The organism is Dyella acidisoli (genome assembly GCF_030160295.1).
Taxonomy (GTDB): Bacteria; Pseudomonadota; Gammaproteobacteria; order Xanthomonadales; family Rhodanobacteraceae; genus Dyella_B; species Dyella_B acidisoli.
Map to the genome: position 1 here is coordinate 456,984 of NZ_BSOB01000010.1, position 18,406 is coordinate 475,389.

An 18,406-nucleotide genomic window follows, 5' to 3' on the forward strand; every position below is an offset into this window, starting at 1 on the left:
CGTGTAGCCATTTCGCAACATTGCAGCTTGGATACCGTCGCGCATGGTTCTTAGCCTGGCCGGCTTGCCATGCCTTCACCCGTTCTGCAACGCCAGGTTCAACACCTCAGCCAGCCGCCTGCCCGCCTCGCGCAGGCGGCTGTCGGCGACCGGCAGTTCGGTATCGACGTAGGTCTGGTCGATCTTGTGATTGGATGGATAAATGTCGCGCGTGATCTGGCACGACTCCTCAGCCCATTGCGCCGCCGGCTTGTCGAGCGGCGCGATGGGTGCCGGCAATGGCGCAGCGCCTTCGGCATCGAGCCGCTTCGCATAGGCTTTCCAATCCAGGCCGCGCGTGCCGAGCAAACCGGAGTCCCACACGCGATGCAGGTTCATGCCCTGCCCTTGGAATTGCACCTGGTAGGTGTTGCCGCCGGCATCGTCGCGATAGCCACCATGCAACGGCTGATGGATGTCGCCCACGAAATGCACGACGAACTTGAGCGCCTGCAGCCTCGCGGCATCAGGCTGGTTGCGATCGCTCAGGATGGCGACATAGTGTGGGATCGCTTCCACCACGCACTGGCCGTTCTTGCAATCGCGCGGCGGCACGTATTTGCAGGACGGATCGCGGAAATCGATGTAGTGCAGCGGGCGCGTTTCTTTCCACAAGTCCTGTTGCTTCGGATCGTTGCGGATCTCGTCTGGCCAACTGGCGATATCAGCAAGCGACTTGGTGTGATCCACCGCCAGCAACCGCTCCACTTCCGCTTCGGCCGCCGGGCTCAGATGCCGCTGCGCGAGTTGGGCCACTACGCTATGCCCGAGCGGCCCCCATGCATACGCGGTGGGTGTGATGGCCAAGGTGGCAAACAACGCAGCGGCCAGTCGACGCACGGAAAGCATGCTGAGATTCCTTACTAAGCAGCAGAGGATGATGCCACACACCTCGTGACAATCAGGCATGACTGGTGTGGACCACCGCCCCGGTGGCATCACGCACACTTACGTCCACCACCACGCCCTGCCGCACGCTTTCGGTAACGATGCAGAAATCCTCGAACTGGGCCAGTGCACGCTCGACATGTTCGAGCGCAGCGGTCGGTTCGGCCAGTTGCAGGTCCACGTTGATGCGCGTGACGCGCAAGCGTTTATGTTCGTTGCGTTCGAGGATCGCGCGTGCCTTGGTCACAAGTTTGTCGGGCGCGTTTTTGTACTTGCGCAAAGCGAACAACAAGCTGGCCGACATGCAGTTCGCCACGGCGGCGAGGAGCAAACGATCCGGGTTAGGCCCTGCTTCACTGCCCAGCGGTGCGGTTTCGTCCGTGGTGATGTCCGGTATGGCGGTGCCGTCGAAGCGGACACGGAACTCGTAATTGCCGGTCTGCTCCAGGGTCAGTTCAATGACCTGTTCGTCGCTCATGACATTTCCTCACGTAAGACTGGTTGAGCATCATGCAACGATTCCGTGCGTACGGCCCCTCCCCGGATGAGGGATACGGCCGGTTCGGGCTAGAATGCGGGTTTCGGCGGCCCTTCTGGCCGCCGTGCTGTCCCATCATCCTTTGGAGGACGCTGTCTCATGGCCATCAAGGTCGCCATCAATGGTTACGGTCGTATCGGCCGCAATACTCTGCGCGCGCTGTATGAAGGCAAGCGCACGAACGAATTCCAGATCGTCGCGGTGAACGACCTCGGCAACGCCGAGACCAACGCGCACCTCACCCAGTACGACACGGCCCACGGCCGTTTCCCGGGTGAAGTGTCAGTAGAAGGCGGCGAGCTGGTCGTCAATGGCGACCGCATCAAGGTTTGCGCCGAGCGCGATCCGTCCAAGCTTCCGTGGGCCGACCTGGGCGTTGACGTGGTGCTGGAATGCACCGGCCTGTTCACCTCCAAGGCCAAGGCCGGCGCGCATCTCGCGGCTGGCGCCAAGAAGGTGATCATCTCCGCCCCTGGCGACAAGGACGTGGACGGCACCTTCGTGTACGGCGTGAACCACGACAAGATCACCGCGTCGCATCAGGTGATCTCCAACGCCTCCTGCACCACCAACTGCCTGGCGCCGCTGGCCAAGGTGCTGCACGAAAAGATCGGCATCGTGCACGGCCTGATGACCACCATCCACGCCTACACCAACGACCAGGTGCTGACGGACGTCTACCACTCCGACCTGCGCCGCGCCCGTTCGGCCACGCATTCGCAGATCCCGACCAAGACCGGCGCCGCCGCCGCAGTGGGCCTGGTGCTGCCGGAACTCAGCGGCAAGCTGGATGGCTTCGCGATCCGCGTGCCCACCATCAACGTGTCGGTGGTGGATCTCTCCTTCGTAGCCGCGCGCAACACTACCAAGGAAGAAATCGACGCAGCCCTCAACGAAGCCGCCAACGGCGCGCTGAAGGGCATCCTGGCGGTGAACACAAAGCCGCTGGTGTCGATCGACTTCAACCACAACGCCCACTCCTCCATCTACGACTCGACGCAGACGCGCGTGATGGGCGGCACCCTGGTGAAAGTGCTCAGCTGGTACGACAACGAGTGGGGCTTCTCCAACCGTATGTTGGACATGACCAAGGCGTTGTTGGCGGCGAAGTAAGCCATCGTCCCTGCACATGCAAAACGGCCGCCCTGAGGCGGCCGTTTTTTTATGGCATGGCAGTTTCGTTTCAGCGCCGGAATCGCACATATGCCCGCTTGGCGAGATAAAGCAGGTGACCGGTCAACCCACGGTCCTGTGCTTCGCGCAACCCGGTGTTGTCTGTGTAGAGCATGCGGATATGCGCATCGCGTTGCTCCAGCAGTTGCTTGATTTCTGCCACGTCGCTACGCGTGAGCGTATGTCCATCGGTGAAACGCTCGGGCAGCTGGCGGTTGACGTAAAACGTGGTGTGCCTTGATGCCGTTTCTTCCGCCGGACGATCCTTGCTGTAGAAATACAAGGCGACTGAGCGACGCGTCATACTCGCGTGCTGCTCAGGGAGGCGGATCGCGTCGAAGCCGTGCCACGAACGCTCCGACGTCTCGAAGATCACGCAGCGATTGAACACCGGGCTTACCGTACGCGACGGGCGACCATCAGCGTGAGGATCACGGAACAGCTCCAGGTGGCCGCCCCACGCATCTTCCCACGCTGGGTTGAGATAGACGATCAGATTGAGCCGGCGATGCCAGCGTTCACTGGGGTGGTAATTGAAATCCACATGTGGATCCAGTGCCATGCCGTTGCGGTTTTCGTGCGTACCGCCACCCAGATACCAAGGATCGTAGATCAAGCCATCGACGCTCGTGATGCGACCGATCGTGTCCAGAAAAGCAGGGCTTTGAATCGCATCATCCAGTTGCTGATAAGCCTGTCCTAGATTCCGCACCTTGGCGAGCGTGGACTTGCCGCCGGGTTCACCGCTGTCTCCGATGAAATTGCCGCGCTCGAACGCAGGAAAGGCATCCAGCAAGGCGTGTGCGAAAGTCGGCTCGAGAAAATCGTCGATGACGACGTGCGGAAACGGTGCCGCAGTAGCGAATTCCCTGGAATATTCGGAAACCTTGGCCAGCACGACCGGATTGATGATGGCGGTTTCTGCAACAGCTTGCACTTGCATCGGTAGATCCCTCTCGTTCCCTTGCCACCCTTTCGTAGGCGGGCTTTGCACCATGGCTTTGATCCATGGGATTTCGCATTCTAACCGTTCCATCTTCCAGCGAGCATGGCCTGGGTGAACGCCCTTGGACATGCAGCGATTTGGCTTCAGTGTCGTCTTGCCGCAGCGGGTTTGGCATCTGCCGGTAGTACCATGACGAGCATGCAAGAACCCTCCAAACTCGATGCCTCGCGGATCGCACTGCTGGTCGATTGCTTCTACGCGAAAATACGCGTCGATCCCCTGCTCGGCCCCGTTTTCAACGCCGCCGTCCACGACTGGGAAGAACACAAGCGCACACTGACTTCCTTCTGGTGCTCCGTCGCACTGCAAGCCAACAGCTATCGCGGGAATCCGATGGCGGTACACCGCATGCAGCCAGGCATTCGCGCCGAGCATTTCGAGCGCTGGCTGTCGCTATGGAAGACCACCACGCGTGAACTGCTGGATGAGTCCGACGCCAAACTCATGCTCGAACACGCTGACCGTATCGGCCGCAGCCTGCGATTGGGGATGGGCCTGCCGGAGCGGCTGGAAACACGCGGATTGGCAATCCAGGTCATAGGCAAAGCCTGACCCACATCTCCCGCGGCATCTTTCCCCTTTCGCCTGCATCCGCCTGCACGCAATACTCGCATCTGGGGACAAACAGGGGCTTGGGAATGAAGTGGATGAAGCATCGTGCGCTTCGGTACGGGATTGCGCTCTGGATACCGCTCGCCGTTACATCGACCGCCGCGTACGCGCGAGACGACGCTCCACCAACCGCCAACGGCGCACCGATCCAAAAACGCATGTCGGATGCCGATTGGGCAGCGCTGTTCGACCCGCATACGCCATTAGTGGATCGCCAGTGCACGCTTGCCGAAATCGAGCAGTCGCCGCATCTGGGGGACGCGCTCTATCACCTCAAGGATTCGCATTGAGACAGACGAAAAAGGCCGGGATTAACCGGCCTTTTTTGCGTGCGTTCTGCGATCACTGCAAAGCGGCAAGTGCCGCGTCGTAATTCGGCTCGTGGGCGATCTCGCCGACCAGTTCGGTGTGCAGCACCTTGTCGTGCTCGTCCAGCACCACGACCGCACGCGCAGCGAGACCGCTCAGCGGACCGGAAGCGATCGCCACGCCGTAGTGCTTGAGAAAGTCATGGCCGCGCAGGGTCGAAAGCGTTACCACGTTGCTCAAACCCTCGGCACCGCAAAAGCGTGCCTGCGCGAAAGGCAGGTCGGCCGAAATGCACAGCACCACCGTATTGTTGAGCTGGCTGGCCTTTTCGTTGAACTTGCGCACCGAGGTGGCGCAAGTTGGCGTATCGACGCTGGGGAAGATATTCAGCACCTTGCGCTTGCCATTGAAGCTGGCAAGCGGGACATCGGAGAGATCTTTGGCAACAAGGCTGAACGCCGGTGCTTTGTCACCCGCAGCCGGGAGATGGCCGTCGACTTGAACCGGATTACCTTTAAGAGTGACTTGGGACATGCGCTACTCCTGACGTGAGGGGGGGAATCAGTCCAGGAAGATAGCGCTGATGCCACGGCGCGTCATCTCTGACCGCGCCGTGACTGGAAGCTCGTCATTTCAGAGAAGCAATGGCCTGCTCGATAGCACCAAAAATCGACTCCCCCTGTTCATGCGTGATCTCGATGCGCAGCGTATCGCCGAACTTCAAGAACGGCGTACTCGGTTTGCCATCACGCAGCGTTTCCACCGTCCGCTGCTCAGCCAGGCAGGAAGCGCCCTTGCTGGTGTCTTCATTGGCGATGGTGCCAGAGCCCACGATGGTGCCTGCCGTAAGCGGACGCGTCTTGGCCGCATGCGCCACAAGCTGCGCGAAGTTGAACTGCATGTCCACGCCGCATTCGGCTTCGCCGAACCATTTGCCGTTGAGCCAGGTACGCATCGGCAGATGGAGCTTCTCACCTTGCCATGCATCGCCGAGCTCATCGGGCGTGACGAACACCGGCGATAGTGCCGAACGAGGCTTGGATTGCAGGAAGCCGAAGCCCTTGGCGAGCTCGCCCGGGATCAGGTTGCGCAGGCTGACGTCGTTGACTAGGCCCACAAGCTGAATATGGCCAGCGGCCTGCTCGACGGTCACAGCCATCGGCACGTCGTCGGTGATGACCACCACTTCGGCCTCCAGATCGATGCCGTACTCCTCGCTCGGCACAACAACCGGATCGCGCGGCCCAAGAAAACCTGCACTCGTTGCCTGGTACATCAGCGGATCGACGTAGAATGACTCGGGCACTTCCGCACCGCGTGCACGGCGCACGCGTTCGACGTGCGGCAGATAGGCGCTGCCATCGACGAATTCGTAGGCACGCGGCAGCGGTGCAGCGAGTGCGGTCATGTCTAGCGCAAACGCACCCGGTGCATGGCCTGCGTTGAGCGCATCTGAGAGCGCATTCAAGCGCGGCGCACTGTTCGACCAATCGTCCAGCGCGGCCTGCATGGTCGCAGCGATGCCGGTGGCCTTCACGGCCTGCTTCAAATCGCGGCTTACCACGATCAGCGTGCCGTCGCGGCCGCCTTCCTTGAGACTTCCCAGTTTCATGCGTTCACTCCGCCAGGCTGCATCATGCGCAGCCGTCCAAGTCATCAATCGGCGGCAGCACTCCGACGTGCCACCAGGTTATTTGTAAAAGCAGCATCGTACCCAGTGTGAGCCACGCGCGACTCATGCGCGTTCCGGATCGAAATGCTTGGCGATGCCTTGCCAGCACTGGTAATAGTCGCGCTGCAGCTGCGGCGCATCGAGCGCCTGCTTGGTGGGATGGATCACTTTGCGCGTTTCGAACATGAAAGCCATCGTGCCGGTGATGTGATCGGGCTTGCTGACATCGGCGTTGCTGGCCTTTTCGAACGTCGCAGCATCCGGCCCATGCCCGCTCATGCAGTTGTGCAAGCTGGCGCCGCCCGGCGCAAAACCGCCGGCCTTGGCGTCGTACACGCCTTCGATCAGCCCCATGAATTCGCTGGCGACGTTGCGGTGAAAATACGGTGGACGGAAGGTGTGCTCGGCCACTAGCCAGCGCGGTGGGAAGATCACGAAATCCACGTTGGCCGTACCAGGGGTGTCGCTGGGCGACGTCAGCACCGTGAAGATGGACGGATCGGGATGATCCACGCTGATCGAGCCGACCGTGTTGAAGAGTGTGAGATCGTATTTATAAGGCGCGTAGTTGCCGTGCCACGCCACCACGTCAAGCGGTGAGTGGTTGATGCTCGCTGTCCACAATGCACCTTGGAATTTCGCGATCAGCTCGAAATCGCCTTCGACATCTTCGTAAGCCGCATGTGGTGCGAGGAAGTCGCGAGGTAAAGCCATGGAGTTGGCGCCGATCGGGCCGAGATCCGGCAAACGCAGCAATGCACCGAAGTTTTCGGCGACGTAACCGCGTGCTTCGCCATCCATCAACTCGACACAGAAACGCACGCCGCGCGGAATCACGGCGATTTCCAGCGGCTTGATATCCAGCACACCAAGCTCAGTAGCGATACGCAGACGGCCAAGCTGCGGAACGATCAACAGCTCGCCATCCGCGTTGTAGAAAAAGCGCCCCTGCATCGATCGGTTGGCCGCATACACGTGGATGCCGCAACCTGCCTGCTCGGCCGGACCACCGTTGCCGGCGATCGTCATCAGGCCATCGACGAAATCCGTCGGCTGCGACGGCAGTGGCCATGGATCCCAACGCAGCTGATTCGGTGTGGCCGGCGCTTCATCGAAGCGGTTGTGGAAGCTGGCATGCGCAAGCGACTCGAACGGCTTATGCATCGCAGCCGGGCGAATCCGGTACAACCAGCTGCGGCGATTGGTGTGACGCGGTGCGGTGAACGCGCTGCCGGACAGCTGTTCCGCATACAAACCATGCGCTACGCGCTGCGGTGAATTCTGGCCCGTCGGCAGCACGCCAGGGATGGCCTCGCTGGCGAACTCATTGCCGAAGCCGGATTGGTAGCCGTTCGATTCCATCTAGGTTTCACTCTTGCCGAGCTTTTTACTCCCTCTCCCCTCCGGGGAGAGGGCGGGGGTGAGGGGCCAATCTTGCGTGGAAAGTGCAATCGAAGCGAGGTTCTTTCACAGCTTACGGCAAGCCTTGTCCCCTCACCCCAACCCCTCTCCCGAATCGAGAGGGGGCTCAATTACGTTACAGCACGCCGCGGCGCATCTGGTCGCGTTCAATCGATTCGAACAGCGCCTGGAAGTTGCCTTCGCCGAAGCCTTCATTGCCTTTGCGCTGGATGATCTCGAAAAAGATCGGCCCGACGTTGTTCTGCGTGAAGATCTGCAGCAGCTTGCGCTGCTTGGTTTCCGGATCGGCGTCGATCAGGATCTTGTTCTTCGCCAAACGCGGCACGTCTTCGCCGTGGTTAGGAATACGCAGGTCGATCACGTCGAAATAGGTATCGGGCGTATCCAGGAATGCCACGCCCTTCGCGCGCATCGCTTCTACCGTTTCGTAGATGTTGTCGGTGAAGCAGGCGATGTGCTGGATGCCTTCGCCGTGATACGCATCGAGGTATTCGTTGATCTGGCTCTTCGGGTCGCTCGACTCGTTGAGCGGAATGCGCACGATACCGTCCGGTGCGGTCATCGCTTTCGACACCAGGCCGGTTTTTGCACCCTTGATGTCGAAGTAGCGGATCTCGCGGAAGTTGAACAGCCGCTCGTAGTAATCGGACCACTTCTGCATGTTGCCGAAGTACAGATTGTGCGTGAGGTGGTCGATGAAGGTGAGGCCGAAGCCAGCCGGATGTGGGTCCACGCCCGGTAGTGCTTCATAGTCGCCGTCGTAGATGTTGCCGGCATCGCCATAGCGGTCTACCAGATACAGCATGCAATCGCCGATGCCTTTCACCACCGGGGCATTTACCGCCTTGGTGTCTGCTTTGTGTGTGGAAGCCTCACCGCCATTGGCAAGCACCGCCTTCAGAACTTCATTGGCAGGCTTCTCGAAACGGATGGCGAAACCACAGGCGCAGGGACCGTGTTCGGCGGCAAAGTCGGCTGCGAAAGAATCCGGGTCTTCGTTGACCAGGAAGTTCACGCCACCCTGGCGATACACAGTGATGGGACGGCGCTTGTGCTTGAGCACCGCCGTAAAGCCCATGTTCTGGAATAACCTATGCAGTTCGTCGCTTCGGCCCGCCGGGGCGGCAAATTCAACGAATTCGAATCCGTTGATGCCCATGGGGTTCTCGAAGGTGGTCACGTGCATGCCGAGATTAGGCTGGGCGTTCATGGCGCTCTCCTGACATAGTCGGTGCGCGATGGCAGCCACGCTAGCGTGCCACCATCGGGATAAGGTCAACGTTATAGTTACAATTGCAACTAATTGCAAGGAACACCGCCACAATGTCCCATCCGCGCAAGCCCGCCCCCGCTGGAGCCGAACACGCCCCCTTGGAATTGGAGCGCTTTCTGCCCTATCGGTTGTCGATCCTTTCAAACACGGTGAGCCAGGCGATTGCGGACGACTACCAGCGCCGCTACGACCTCAGCGTGACGGAATGGCGCGTGATGGCGGTACTGGCCCGTTTCCACGGACTTTCAGCACGCGAAGTGGCCGAACGCACGGCAATGGACAAGGTGGCCGTAAGCCGTGCACTCGCCCGCCTGGTCGAAGCCGGCCGCGTGCATCGCGAAACGCACGGCAATGACAAGCGTCGTTCGGTGCTAAGCCTGACCGAGGCCGGCTGGCTGATTCACGACGATGTGGCCCCGATGGCGCGCGCGCGCGAACGCGAAGTGCTGGACAAGCTCGATTCCGAAGAACGCGCATGGCTGACGCGCATCCTGGACAAGCTGCTGGAAGGCGTCCAGGGAATGGGTGATGACGGGGAACCGTGAACGAGGAACGGCGCGTACCGAGATACGTCGACGTTCCCCGTTTCTGCAGCTATTTCACGCCATGCATCAGCCGATTCACAAGCGGCGAAATCAGCAACAGCAGCACGCCCGACCCCGCCAACACGTAGAAGCAGAACGTAAACCCGCTCAGTGCGGACGCAGCCGTCATGCCCGTGGCCCCGCTGATATGCGAAGCCAGCATGCCTGAGAGATTGCCGCCGAGCGCAGTGGACAAGAACCAGCCGCCCAAGCCGAGACCCACCAGACGCGGCGGCGCCAGCTTGGTCACCATCGACAGGCCGATCGGCGACAGGCACAGCTCGCCCACGGACTGGAACAGGTAGCACATGGCCAATGGCCAGAATGGAATCAGACCGTTGATGCCAAGCAGGTGCGACAGCGCGTAGATCAGGCTCACGAAACCCACGCCGTTGAACACCAACCCTAAGCCGAACTTGCGTGGAATCGACGGCTCTTTATGCCGCTTGGCCAGCCAGCCCCACGCGAACGCCGTCACTGGCGCCAAGGCCACCACCCATAGCGGCGTCATGGACTGGAACCAACCCACCGGGAACATCCAGCCACCGAACATCTGCCGATCAACAAGGTTTTCGGCCAGGAAGTTGAAGGTGGTGCCGAACAAGTAATAGAACACCCAGAACAGCACGTTGAACGCGAAGATGATCAGCATCGCGATCACCCGGTCGAGCTGCACACGATCATGGCGCTTCGCTTCGGCGATCAGCACCACCACCATGCCGACGAAGAGCAGTCCCATCACCCATTGCAAGCCTGCCGCGCCGAGCTTGGCGAGCAGCAGATACGTTGCAGGGACCGCCACCACCACCCCACCAATCACCTGCAACACGCGCATGCGGCTTTCGCTGCCAGGCGCCGGACGCCCCACGCCGCGCAAGCCACGCCGGCCAAACCAGAACCACAACAGGCTCAAGATCATGCCCACACCGGCTGCCGCGAAAACAACACGGAAGTTCTGCTGCAGCGGCGTCTTCGTGAAATAACTGGCCATCCAGCCCGTAACCAGCGGTGCCAGGAACGCACCGCAATTGATGCCCATGTAGAACAGCGTAAAGCCGCGATCGCGACGCTCGTCGCCGGGCGCGTACAACTGGCCCACCATCGAGGAGATGTTCGGTTTGAACAGGGCATCGCCCACGATGACCATCGCCAGGCCGAACAGCAAGGCATCACGACTGGGGATCATCAGCACAAACAAGCCCGCGGACATGACGACTGCGCCGAGCAGGATCGAGCGCTGATAGCCGATGATCTTGTCAGCGACATATCCTCCGAACACACCGAAAGCAAACGCCAGCGCCACGTAGGCGCCGAAAATGCTGCTGGCCCAACCCTGCCCGGTGGGATCACCGTTATAGAACTGCGCCACCGCGTACAACGCCAACGCCCAGCTCAGGCTGTAGTAGGCGAAGCGCTCCCAGAACTCCGTCATGAACAGCATCCACAGCGGACGCGGATGACCGAACAGCTGCGGAAAGTCGGGCGTGGTTTGGACGCCGGCTTCGGAATGCTGGTTCACTTAGGTTCCCCTTGGGATTGGACCCGGAAGATGTAACGGGCATGGTGCGTTCAAGTCAAACGCGATGCAGCAACTTTAGGGAATGGTCATTCCGACAAAGGCCGGCGTGCGAGGAAGCATATGGACATGTTCGGCCTTGAGGGCGAGGAATCCCGCACAGAGCGCATAGGCTGGAGTGCAAACCCCAACATCGGAATGTATCTGCACATGGGACGTTGGGTTTGCACCCTAACCTAGGCGCCAAGCACCGTGCGCACATCCAGCAGCTCAGGAAAAAATTCCAACTCCAGCGCCTTCTTCAAGAACGCCACACCCGAGGAACCACCCGTACCACGCCGATGTCCGATGATGCGCTCCACCGTTTTCATATGACGGAAACGCCAAAGTTGGAAACTCTCTTCCACATCCACCAATTGCTCGCACATGTGGTACTCCGACCAGAACGCCGCACGCTGTTCATAGATGCGCTTGAACACCGCCAATAAACCTTCATGGCGCTGATACGGTTCGCTCCAGTCGCGCTCCACTCGCTCCGCCGGCACGGCATGGCCGTGACGCGCGAGATAGCGCAGGAATTCGTCGTACAAACCCGGCGCCTCCAGCACTTCTCGCAACTGCGCCTGCGCCGAAGGGTCGTAATCGAACACCTTGAGCATCTGCGAATTCTTGTTGCCCAGCATGAATTCGATCATGCGGTACTGAAGCGATTGAAAACCCGACGACGAACCCAGCGCGTCGCGAAATTCCAGATACTCCGACGGCGTCAGCGTCTCCAGCACCGCCCATTGCTCGAACAACTGCCGCTGCACATGTTTCACACGCGCAAGAATTTTCAGGCATTCGTTCACGTCGTCGATACGCAGATGCGCGATGGCTGCTTTCAGCTCATGGATGACCAGCTTCATCCACAGCTCCGCCACCTGATGCATCACGATGAAAAGCATTTCGTCGTGATGCGGCGGCTGGGTGACGGGCTGCTGCGCGGTAAGCAATTGATCCAGCCGCAGATAGCCGCCATAGGTCATTCGGCCGCTCAAGTCGAGCTCAATCCCTGCCTCGAGGTCCCGCTGGTTGTCCGTCATGGTTGCCCGCAAACCCGCAAAAAGATTGATGTTAACCGCTATCGCGAACGCCCACGTACGGGCTCGCATGCTGCAGTGTACCTTGCGACGCAACAAGGCCGCCTGCTATCAATTGGCGTTTGTCTGGGTCCAAAAGGCTGTTTTGACTGTACGGACAGCGTCAGTGATGACCACGTAAAATACGTCAAAGCATCCTCAAGTGCGTCCGGCCCCACTGGATGGGCCGCGCCTCCCCCGCAGCGTTTTCCCTACCCTCATCCGGGAGCGAGTCGTGTCCATCGCCGCCAAGTTTGAAATCGAATATCTGCAGTATCTCGATGCCGAAGGCAAGCAGGTTCGGGATGACCTGCCCGAATTCACCAAAGATCTCGACCACATGGTCGAGCTGTACAAGCTGATGATGTCCACCCGCGTGTTCGACGCGAAGTCGGTGGCGTTGCAACGTACCGGCAAGCTTGGCACGTACGCAAGCTGTCTCGGTCACGAAGCCTCGCACGTCGGCATCGGCAGCGCCATGAAGCCGGAAGATGTGCTCGCCGTGAGCTATCGCGAATACGGTGCACAGCTCTATCGCGGCGTGCAGCCGCGCGAGGTATACATGTATTGGGGCGGCGACGAACGCGGCAACGATTATCAGAACGAGCCCGCACGTCATGACTTCGCCTGGTCGGTGCCGATCGCCACGCAATGCCTGCATGCAGCCGGTACCGCCTTGGCGTTCAAGATCCGCAACGAGAAGCGCGTAGCCGTGTGCACGATCGGCGACGGCGGTTCGTCTAAGGGCGACTTCTACGGCGCCATCAACATCGCCGGTGCACAGAACCTGCCGATGGTGGCGGTGATCGTCAACAACCAGTGGGCCATCTCGGTACCGCGCAAGATCCAGTCCGGTGCGCCGACCTTGGCGCAGAAAGGCATCGCTGCGGGTCTCTACTGCATCCAGGTGGACGGCAACGACATCATTGCCGTGCGCAAGGCGATGGAAGACGCGCTTGAGCGCGCGCGTAACGGCGAAGGCGGCAGCGTACTGGAGCTGGTCACCTATCGCCTGAGCGACCACACCACCGCCGATGACGCCCGTCGCTATCGCGGCGAGCAGGAAGTGAAGGACGCCTGGGCGAAGGAGCCGATGAAGCGCCTGCGCAACTGGCTGGTCGCCAAGAAAGTGTGGGACGACACGAAGGAAGAAGCCTGGAAAGCCGAGTGCGACGAGTGGATGGACAACGAGGTGAATGCCTACCTCCAGACCAAGACCCAGCCCGTCACGGCGATGTTCGATTACACCTTCGCCGAAGTTCCCGCGGATCTCGCCAAACAGCGCGATCTCGTGCTCTCGCTCGACAAGAAGGCGCACTAAGCCATGGCACAAATCACTCTTATCGAAGCCGTCACCCAGGCGCTTGCTTATGAAATGGCCCACGACGACAGCGTTGTCGTACTGGGCGAAGACGTCGGCGTCAACGGCGGCGTGTTCCGTGCCACGCAGGGTCTGCAGGAAAAATTCGGCGCGCTGCGCGTGCTCGACACGCCACTGGACGAAACCACCATCGCCGGTGTCACCGTAGGCTTGGCCGCGGCAGGCATGAAGCCGGTCGCCGAAGCGCAGTTCGAAGGCTTCATCTATCCGATGATGGAGCAGATCGCTTGCCACGCCGCGCGCATGCGCAACCGCACGCGCGGCCGCATTACCGTGCCGGCTGTATGGCGCGCACCGTGGGGTGGCGGCATTCGTGCACCGGAACATCACTCCGAAGCGAACGAGCATCTGTTCACCAATATTCCTGGTCTGCGCGTGGTGATGCCTTCGTCGCCCGCACGCGCTTACGGTCTGTTGCTCGCCGCGATCCGCGATCCGGATCCGGTGATGTTCTTCGAACCCAAGCGCATCTATCGCCAATACAAAGAAGAAGTGCCGGATGACGGCGAAGCGCTACCGCTCGATGTGTGCTTCGTGCTGCGCGACGGCACCGACGTCACCATCGTGACCTGGGGCGCACAGGTGAAGGAAGCACTGGAAGCCGCCGATGCACTGGCCGAGGAAGGCATCAGTGCTGAGGTGATCGATGTAGCCACGCTTACCCCGCTGGATTTCGACACCATCGCCGAATCGGTGCAGAAGACCGGCCGCTGCGTGATCCTGCACGAAGCACCCAAGACAGCTGGCTTTGGCGCCGAGATCGCCGCGCGCATCGCGGAGGAATGCCTGTACGACCTGCTCGCGCCGGTGGAGCGCGTAACCGGCTGGGATACGCACATTCCGTTGTTCCGTCTGGAGATGAAATATCTGCCGAGCACGGAGCGCGTGGTGGAAGCCGCCAAGCGCACGCTCGCCGCATCCTGACGTCCTCGCTCCCTCCCTTGCCGCATGCACGGGAGGAAGCAAAAACCGAACACACACTCACATTTCGGAACTCCGAACATGGCCGACATCAAGACGTTCTACCTGCCGGACCTCGGCGAAGGCCTACCCGACGCAACCATCGTCGAGTGGCACGTGAAGGAAGGCGATCAGATCAAACTCGACGCGCCGCTGGTATCGATGGAAACCGCCAAGGCGGTTGTCGACGTCCCCTCCCCGTACACGGGCAAGGTCGCCAAGTTGCATGGCGCAGCTGGCGACGTGATCGATACCGGTGCAGCGCTCGCCGAATTCGAGCCTGATCCGAACGCCAAGCAGCGTGCTGAAGCCGAATCCACCGGCCATCATCACGGCCCCAAGAAGGCCGCTGCCGCGGAGCCGAAGAAAGTCACCGCCTCCGACGAAGGTGGCGAGATCGAGACCAATGGCAAGGCGGATCGCGAAGACGAAGGCACCGTGGTCGGTGCGATGGTCAGCGGCAGCCACGTGCATGTGGAGCAGGCCTCCAGCGTCGGCGGCGTGAAGGCCGTACCGGCCGTGCGTGCATTGGCGAAGAAGCTCAAGGTCGACATCACGCGCGTGCGCGGTAGTGGCGCCGACGGCGTGGTGACCATGCAGGACGTGAAGAACGCCGCCGCCAATGGCACCGCTGCGCTTGGCGCCGCGCCCGCGCGCGCCGTGCCGGCTTCCGCCGGCCGCCACCTCGCTCCAGAACTGCCGGAACCGGAACCGGCACGCACCCCCGTGTCGCTGGCCGGCAAACCGGTGCGTACTGCGCCCCCGAGCGTCAAAGCAAGCGGCCAGCCGGAGCAACTCAAAGGCGTTCGCCGCAACATGGCGCGCGTGATGGCCGAAGCACACGCCAACGTAGTGCCGACTACGCTGGTGGACGATGCGGATCTGCATGCCTGGATCGGCAAGCAGGACATCACCGCCCGTCTGATCCGCGCGATCGTGACGGCGTGCAAGACAGTGCCCGCGCTCAACGCATGGTTCGACGGCAAGAACCTCACTCGTACATTGCATCCGCACGTGGACATCGGCATTGCTGTCGACACGGAAGACGGCCTGTTCGTGCCCGCATTGCGTAACGCCGATGTGCTCGATGGTGCCGGCATCCGTGCAGGCATCCAGCGTCTGCGTACGCAGGTGGAAGACCGCACGATTCCATCTTCGGAACTCAGCGGCTACACCATCAGCCTGTCGAACTTCGGCATGTTCGCTGGCCGTTACGCAACACCGGTGGTAGTACCGCCGTGCGTGGCGATCATCGGTGCCGGCAAGCTGAGCCATGACGTTGTCGCCGTGATGGGTGGTATCGAAGTACATCGCCGCATGCCGATCAGCCTCACGTTCGATCATCGCGCGGCGACCGGCGGTGAAGCTGCTCGCTTCCTGAAGGCGCTACTGGATAACCTGTCGCTGCCAAACTGATCTATCAAGCCGCACAAAAAAAAGGCGCCCGCAATGGGCGCTTTTTTTGTGCCTTCCATCGCTATCATTTTTGTTGCAAAAATGCGGTTACATGGGTGCCGACTGCTTCCGGCACATCTTCAAGGCAGTAATGCCCTACCCGTTCCAACTTGTATATGGTCGGTTGAGTGAAACGCACCCCATAAGCCGGCAACCAGGCATCGCTGATCAACGCATGGTTCTGGAATCCACTGTGCTTCAGCGTGCTCAAGATGTTGAAACCGAGTTCGCCTAACACAATGTGATTGACTGCCGCTTCGATCACGCGTCTTCTGAAGGCGCCTGTGCCGGCAGATGCATGATGATCTCCAACCCGCCACCATCCACGTTGCGCGCTGCAACTTTGCCGCCATGCGCGTGCATCACGCGCTGAACAATCGCCAGGCCCAACCCGTGGCCAGTGGCTTGCTCGGCGTTGCTGCCGCGAAAGAACGGGCGGAATAACAGATCGAGCTCTTCTTCAGGCACGCCCGGTCCGTGATCGCGAATACGTAGCTCCCACTGGGCAGCTAGCTCAGTCAATGCAATATGCACCACACCGTTCGATGGGCTGAACTTGATCGCATTGGCAAGCACATTGTCCAAAGCGCGTTCAAGCAGCAGGCCGCTGCCCTGCACCACCATCGACCCATTTCCGCTCATCTGCAGGACGATGCCGCGCGCCTCTGCATCAATACCTGCCGCCGCCACACGATCTTTGGCCAGTGCTGCCAGATCGACGGATTCACGCACCATGCCCGGCAGCCCGCCTTCCAGTCGCGACAGCGCCAGCATTTCCGCTGTCATACGATCCATGCGAGCAATCTCTTGCTCGGCACGCTGAAAATGGGCTGCCGCTTCGTGTGGATCGCTACTGTGTTGCGCCAGGTCCAGGATGAGATGCAGACGCGCCAGTGGCGAGCGCAGTTCGTGCGAGAGATCCTGCAACACGCCGCGATCGTGTGCGACGAGCATTTCGATGCGTTCGGCCATGGTATTGAAATCGTGAGCAAGCTGTCCGAGTTCATCGTGCTTGCTGATCCAACGCCGATCGACGCGTGTGGCAAATTCGCAGGACGCCATCAAACGCGTGGCCGTGCGCATGGCCTCTACCGGCCGCGATACACTGCGCGCCACCCACCAGCCGATGATGCCGATCATCAATAAGGAAAGCATGCCTTGCACAACGAGCAAAATCTTCTCTCGCGTGCGCGGTGGAATGCGGGTGCGCGAACTGCTTACGGCAACCATCTGCCGAGCATGGCCGTCGCTGCCCGTTACGTTCTGCACGGCGATATAGAAGCCCGGCCATGGATTCAACGTGATGTCGTGCCCGGAAGACAACCAATCGGGCAGCGTGTGACGAATGGGCGATGGCAGGCGGATGTCGCGTAGCGGTTCGCCGTTTTCATACAGTGTGGCATCGACACCCTGCTCGCGTTGCTGCGTGACCCAAACATCCAGGCCGTCATGTCCGCCTTTTTCATAGGCTTCGTTGGCCGCTTGTGCCAAGGCCGGCCAATCGAATGCCTGCTGCATCGAATACGCAAAGTAACTGCGCGTAAGCAAACCTCCCAACATCAACACCAGCACGTTGGCGATGCAAACGGAGATCAATAAGCGCCAGAACAGTGGGCTGCGGAACGTATTCATGCCTGCGCACCGTTCGGTACCAGTACGTAACCCGCACCACGCACTGAATCGATGCGTGGCGCCTGCGCCGAGGCCTCTGCCAGCTTGTGGCGCAGGCGGCTGACGTGCACGTCAATGCTGCGATCGAACCGCTCCAACTCGCGACCCAGCGCTACGCGCGTGAGTGAAGTCTTGTCGATGACTTCGCCAGCGCGCTGCACCAGCATCAGCAGCAGGGCGAATTCGGCGCCGGTGAGATTGAGTTCCTGCTCACCGGCGTACGCGCGTCGCTCACCTGGCAGCAGGCGCAATACGCCCGCGGTCAACTCACCCACGCTCTCCACGGTATGACGGCGTAGTTGTGCACGCACACGCGCAAGCAGTTCGCGCGGTAAGCATGGTTTGGAGAGATAGTCGTCCGCACCAAGCTCCAGCCCTACAACGCGATCCACCGGTTCTCCGCGGCCCGACAACATGATCACCGGCAAGCGATGTTGTGCGCGCAAGTCGCGTAGGGTATCCAGTCCACTGCGACCCGGCATCATCACGTCAAGAATCAGCAGATCCGGACGCAATGCCGGATCACGCAGCCTTGCCAGCACACCCTCGCTGTCATGCACGACATCCACCTGTAATCCTTCGCGGCGCAAGTATTCGGCGAGCAATGCGCACAGCTCGCGGTCGTCATCACCAATCAGTATCCGGGACATGCAGGCAGCCATCGACAGTACGTAGTTACTATCGCATGACAACCGGAAACGGCCGTAGGCTCGCTTGCGCTGGGCTGACTTTACCCTTCTTTACACCGCAGCAAAGATCTTCAACTCGCCCCTGCTTTCCAATAGT

19 protein-coding genes are annotated in these 18,406 nt (G+C 60.6%); 7 read left to right on the plus strand and 12 right to left on the minus strand.

Annotation, left to right across the window (positions count from 1 at the left end):
* Nucleotides 1–75: 75 nt before the first annotated feature.
* Nucleotides 76–888, minus strand: coding sequence for a S1/P1 nuclease (locus QQJ86_RS07090; RefSeq protein WP_284320208.1), 813 nt, complete (start codon nt 886–888; stop codon nt 76–78).
* 52 nt (nt 889–940) lie between these two features.
* Nucleotides 941–1,405: an OsmC family protein gene (locus QQJ86_RS07095; RefSeq protein WP_284320209.1), complete on the minus strand. Its 465-nt coding sequence runs from the start codon at nt 1,403–1,405 to the stop codon at nt 941–943.
* Between the two features lie 159 nt (nt 1,406–1,564).
* On the opposite strand from QQJ86_RS07095, the gene gap reads away from it, so the two are divergent.
* Nucleotides 1,565–2,578: a type I glyceraldehyde-3-phosphate dehydrogenase gene (gap, locus tag QQJ86_RS07100; protein ID WP_284320210.1), complete on the plus strand. Its 1,014-nt coding sequence runs from the start codon at nt 1,565–1,567 to the stop codon at nt 2,576–2,578.
* Nucleotides 2,579–2,648: 70 nt separating this feature from the next.
* Here the strand turns inward: gap and QQJ86_RS07105 are convergent, their stop codons facing one another.
* A complete protein-coding gene (locus QQJ86_RS07105; RefSeq protein ID WP_284320211.1) occupies nt 2,649–3,581 on the minus strand; it encodes a 2OG-Fe(II) oxygenase in 933 nt (310 codons plus the stop codon).
* A 192-nt stretch (nt 3,582–3,773) separates the two neighbouring features.
* Here QQJ86_RS07105 and QQJ86_RS07110 point away from each other — a divergent pair, with 192 nt between their 5' ends.
* The gene (locus QQJ86_RS07110) at nt 3,774–4,196 is read left to right on the plus strand and encodes a group III truncated hemoglobin (RefSeq protein ID WP_345782810.1); all 423 of its coding nucleotides are present in this window, start codon (nt 3,774–3,776) and stop codon (nt 4,194–4,196) included.
* A gap of 86 nt (nt 4,197–4,282) precedes the next feature.
* Complete coding sequence (locus QQJ86_RS07115) at nt 4,283–4,546, plus strand: hypothetical protein (RefSeq protein WP_284320212.1); 264 nt, start codon at nt 4,283–4,285, stop codon at nt 4,544–4,546.
* A gap of 52 nt (nt 4,547–4,598) precedes the next feature.
* Here QQJ86_RS07115 and tpx read toward each other — a convergent pair whose 3' ends face one another.
* The 4 genes from tpx to hppD form a co-directional block, all read right to left on the minus strand.
* A complete protein-coding gene (gene tpx / locus QQJ86_RS07120) occupies nt 4,599–5,099 on the minus strand; it encodes a thiol peroxidase (RefSeq protein ID WP_284320213.1) in 501 nt (166 codons plus the stop codon).
* A gap of 94 nt (nt 5,100–5,193) precedes the next feature.
* A complete protein-coding gene (locus QQJ86_RS07125; protein WP_284320214.1) occupies nt 5,194–6,177 on the minus strand; it encodes a fumarylacetoacetate hydrolase family protein in 984 nt (327 codons plus the stop codon).
* A gap of 123 nt (nt 6,178–6,300) precedes the next feature.
* The gene (gene hmgA / locus QQJ86_RS07130) at nt 6,301–7,599 is read right to left on the minus strand and encodes a homogentisate 1,2-dioxygenase (RefSeq protein WP_284320215.1); all 1,299 of its coding nucleotides are present in this window, start codon (nt 7,597–7,599) and stop codon (nt 6,301–6,303) included.
* Nucleotides 7,600–7,774: 175 nt separating this feature from the next.
* On the minus strand, nt 7,775–8,869 hold the full coding sequence (gene hppD / locus QQJ86_RS07135; protein ID WP_284320216.1) for a 4-hydroxyphenylpyruvate dioxygenase: 1,095 nt from the start codon (nt 8,867–8,869) through the stop codon (nt 7,775–7,777).
* Nucleotides 8,870–8,982: 113 nt separating this feature from the next.
* Between hppD and QQJ86_RS07140 the strand changes: the two genes are divergently transcribed.
* Complete coding sequence (locus tag QQJ86_RS07140) at nt 8,983–9,477, plus strand: MarR family winged helix-turn-helix transcriptional regulator (protein ID WP_284320217.1); 495 nt, start codon at nt 8,983–8,985, stop codon at nt 9,475–9,477.
* Between the two features lie 49 nt (nt 9,478–9,526).
* Here QQJ86_RS07140 and QQJ86_RS07145 read toward each other — a convergent pair whose 3' ends face one another.
* Both QQJ86_RS07145 and QQJ86_RS07150 read right to left on the minus strand, forming a co-directional pair.
* Nucleotides 9,527–11,035 (minus strand): peptide MFS transporter, encoded by a 1,509-nt coding sequence (locus QQJ86_RS07145; RefSeq protein ID WP_284320218.1) that lies wholly within the window; start codon nt 11,033–11,035, stop codon nt 9,527–9,529.
* A gap of 233 nt (nt 11,036–11,268) precedes the next feature.
* The gene (locus QQJ86_RS07150; protein WP_284320472.1) at nt 11,269–12,117 is read right to left on the minus strand and encodes a tryptophan 2,3-dioxygenase; all 849 of its coding nucleotides are present in this window, start codon (nt 12,115–12,117) and stop codon (nt 11,269–11,271) included.
* Between the two features lie 271 nt (nt 12,118–12,388).
* Here QQJ86_RS07150 and pdhA point away from each other — a divergent pair, with 271 nt between their 5' ends.
* The 3 genes from pdhA to QQJ86_RS07165 all read left to right on the plus strand — a co-directional run bounded on the left by pdhA (nt 12,389) and on the right by QQJ86_RS07165 (nt 15,910).
* The gene (pdhA, locus tag QQJ86_RS07155; RefSeq protein WP_284320219.1) at nt 12,389–13,474 is read left to right on the plus strand and encodes a pyruvate dehydrogenase (acetyl-transferring) E1 component subunit alpha; all 1,086 of its coding nucleotides are present in this window, start codon (nt 12,389–12,391) and stop codon (nt 13,472–13,474) included.
* Nucleotides 13,475–13,477: 3 nt separating this feature from the next.
* Entirely contained in the window at nt 13,478–14,458 is a 981-nt protein-coding gene (locus QQJ86_RS07160) for an alpha-ketoacid dehydrogenase subunit beta (RefSeq protein ID WP_284320220.1), read from the plus strand.
* A gap of 78 nt (nt 14,459–14,536) precedes the next feature.
* Nucleotides 14,537–15,910 carry a dihydrolipoamide acetyltransferase family protein gene (locus QQJ86_RS07165; protein ID WP_284320221.1) on the plus strand — a complete coding sequence of 458 codons (1,374 nt, stop codon included), beginning with the start codon at nt 14,537–14,539 and terminating at the stop codon, nt 15,908–15,910.
* Between the two features lie 64 nt (nt 15,911–15,974).
* On the opposite strand, the gene QQJ86_RS07170 is transcribed toward QQJ86_RS07165, so the two are convergent.
* The 3 genes from QQJ86_RS07170 to QQJ86_RS07180 are packed head-to-tail and all read right to left on the minus strand — an operon-like array spanning nt 15,975 to nt 18,270.
* A complete protein-coding gene (locus tag QQJ86_RS07170; RefSeq protein WP_284320222.1) occupies nt 15,975–16,214 on the minus strand; it encodes a hypothetical protein in 240 nt (79 codons plus the stop codon).
* Nucleotides 16,211–17,581 (minus strand): HAMP domain-containing sensor histidine kinase, encoded by a 1,371-nt coding sequence (locus tag QQJ86_RS07175; protein WP_284320223.1) that lies wholly within the window; start codon nt 17,579–17,581, stop codon nt 16,211–16,213. Before QQJ86_RS07175 ends, QQJ86_RS07170 begins: the two co-directional genes overlap by 4 nt.
* Entirely contained in the window at nt 17,578–18,270 is a 693-nt protein-coding gene (locus QQJ86_RS07180) for a response regulator (RefSeq protein WP_284320224.1), read from the minus strand. The genes QQJ86_RS07175 and QQJ86_RS07180 overlap by 4 nt, the downstream gene beginning before the upstream one ends.
* Nucleotides 18,271–18,406 lie beyond the last annotated feature (136 nt).

What these genes read in the sequence shown, in the direction of transcription:
- gap (WP_284320210.1), top strand. Translation starts at nt 1,565, where the DNA reads ATGGCCATCAAGGTCGCCATCAATGGTTACGGTCGTATCGGCCGCAAT.
- tpx (WP_284320213.1), bottom strand. Translation starts at nt 5,099, where the DNA reads ATGTCCCAAGTCACTCTTAAAGGTAATCCGGTTCAAGTCGACGGCCAT.
- QQJ86_RS07125 (WP_284320214.1), bottom strand. Translation starts at nt 6,177, where the DNA reads ATGAAACTGGGAAGTCTCAAGGAAGGCGGCCGCGACGGCACGCTGATC.
- QQJ86_RS07140 (WP_284320217.1), top strand. Translation starts at nt 8,983, where the DNA reads ATGTCCCATCCGCGCAAGCCCGCCCCCGCTGGAGCCGAACACGCCCCC.
- QQJ86_RS07150 (WP_284320472.1), bottom strand. Translation starts at nt 12,117, where the DNA reads ATGACGGACAACCAGCGGGACCTCGAGGCAGGGATTGAGCTCGACTTG.
- QQJ86_RS07110 (WP_345782810.1), top strand. Translation starts at nt 3,774, where the DNA reads ATGACGAGCATGCAAGAACCCTCCAAACTCGATGCCTCGCGGATCGCA.
- QQJ86_RS07175 (WP_284320223.1), bottom strand. Translation starts at nt 17,581, where the DNA reads ATGAATACGTTCCGCAGCCCACTGTTCTGGCGCTTATTGATCTCCGTT.
- QQJ86_RS07180 (WP_284320224.1), bottom strand. Translation starts at nt 18,270, where the DNA reads ATGTCCCGGATACTGATTGGTGATGACGACCGCGAGCTGTGCGCATTG.
- QQJ86_RS07160 (WP_284320220.1), top strand. Translation starts at nt 13,478, where the DNA reads ATGGCACAAATCACTCTTATCGAAGCCGTCACCCAGGCGCTTGCTTAT.
- hppD (WP_284320216.1), bottom strand. Translation starts at nt 8,869, where the DNA reads ATGAACGCCCAGCCTAATCTCGGCATGCACGTGACCACCTTCGAGAAC.
- QQJ86_RS07105 (WP_284320211.1), bottom strand. Translation starts at nt 3,581, where the DNA reads ATGCAAGTGCAAGCTGTTGCAGAAACCGCCATCATCAATCCGGTCGTG.
- QQJ86_RS07095 (WP_284320209.1), bottom strand. Translation starts at nt 1,405, where the DNA reads ATGAGCGACGAACAGGTCATTGAACTGACCCTGGAGCAGACCGGCAAT.
- QQJ86_RS07165 (WP_284320221.1), top strand. Translation starts at nt 14,537, where the DNA reads ATGGCCGACATCAAGACGTTCTACCTGCCGGACCTCGGCGAAGGCCTA.
- hmgA (WP_284320215.1), bottom strand. Translation starts at nt 7,599, where the DNA reads ATGGAATCGAACGGCTACCAATCCGGCTTCGGCAATGAGTTCGCCAGC.
- QQJ86_RS07115 (WP_284320212.1), top strand. Translation starts at nt 4,283, where the DNA reads ATGAAGTGGATGAAGCATCGTGCGCTTCGGTACGGGATTGCGCTCTGG.
- QQJ86_RS07090 (WP_284320208.1), bottom strand. Translation starts at nt 888, where the DNA reads ATGCTTTCCGTGCGTCGACTGGCCGCTGCGTTGTTTGCCACCTTGGCC.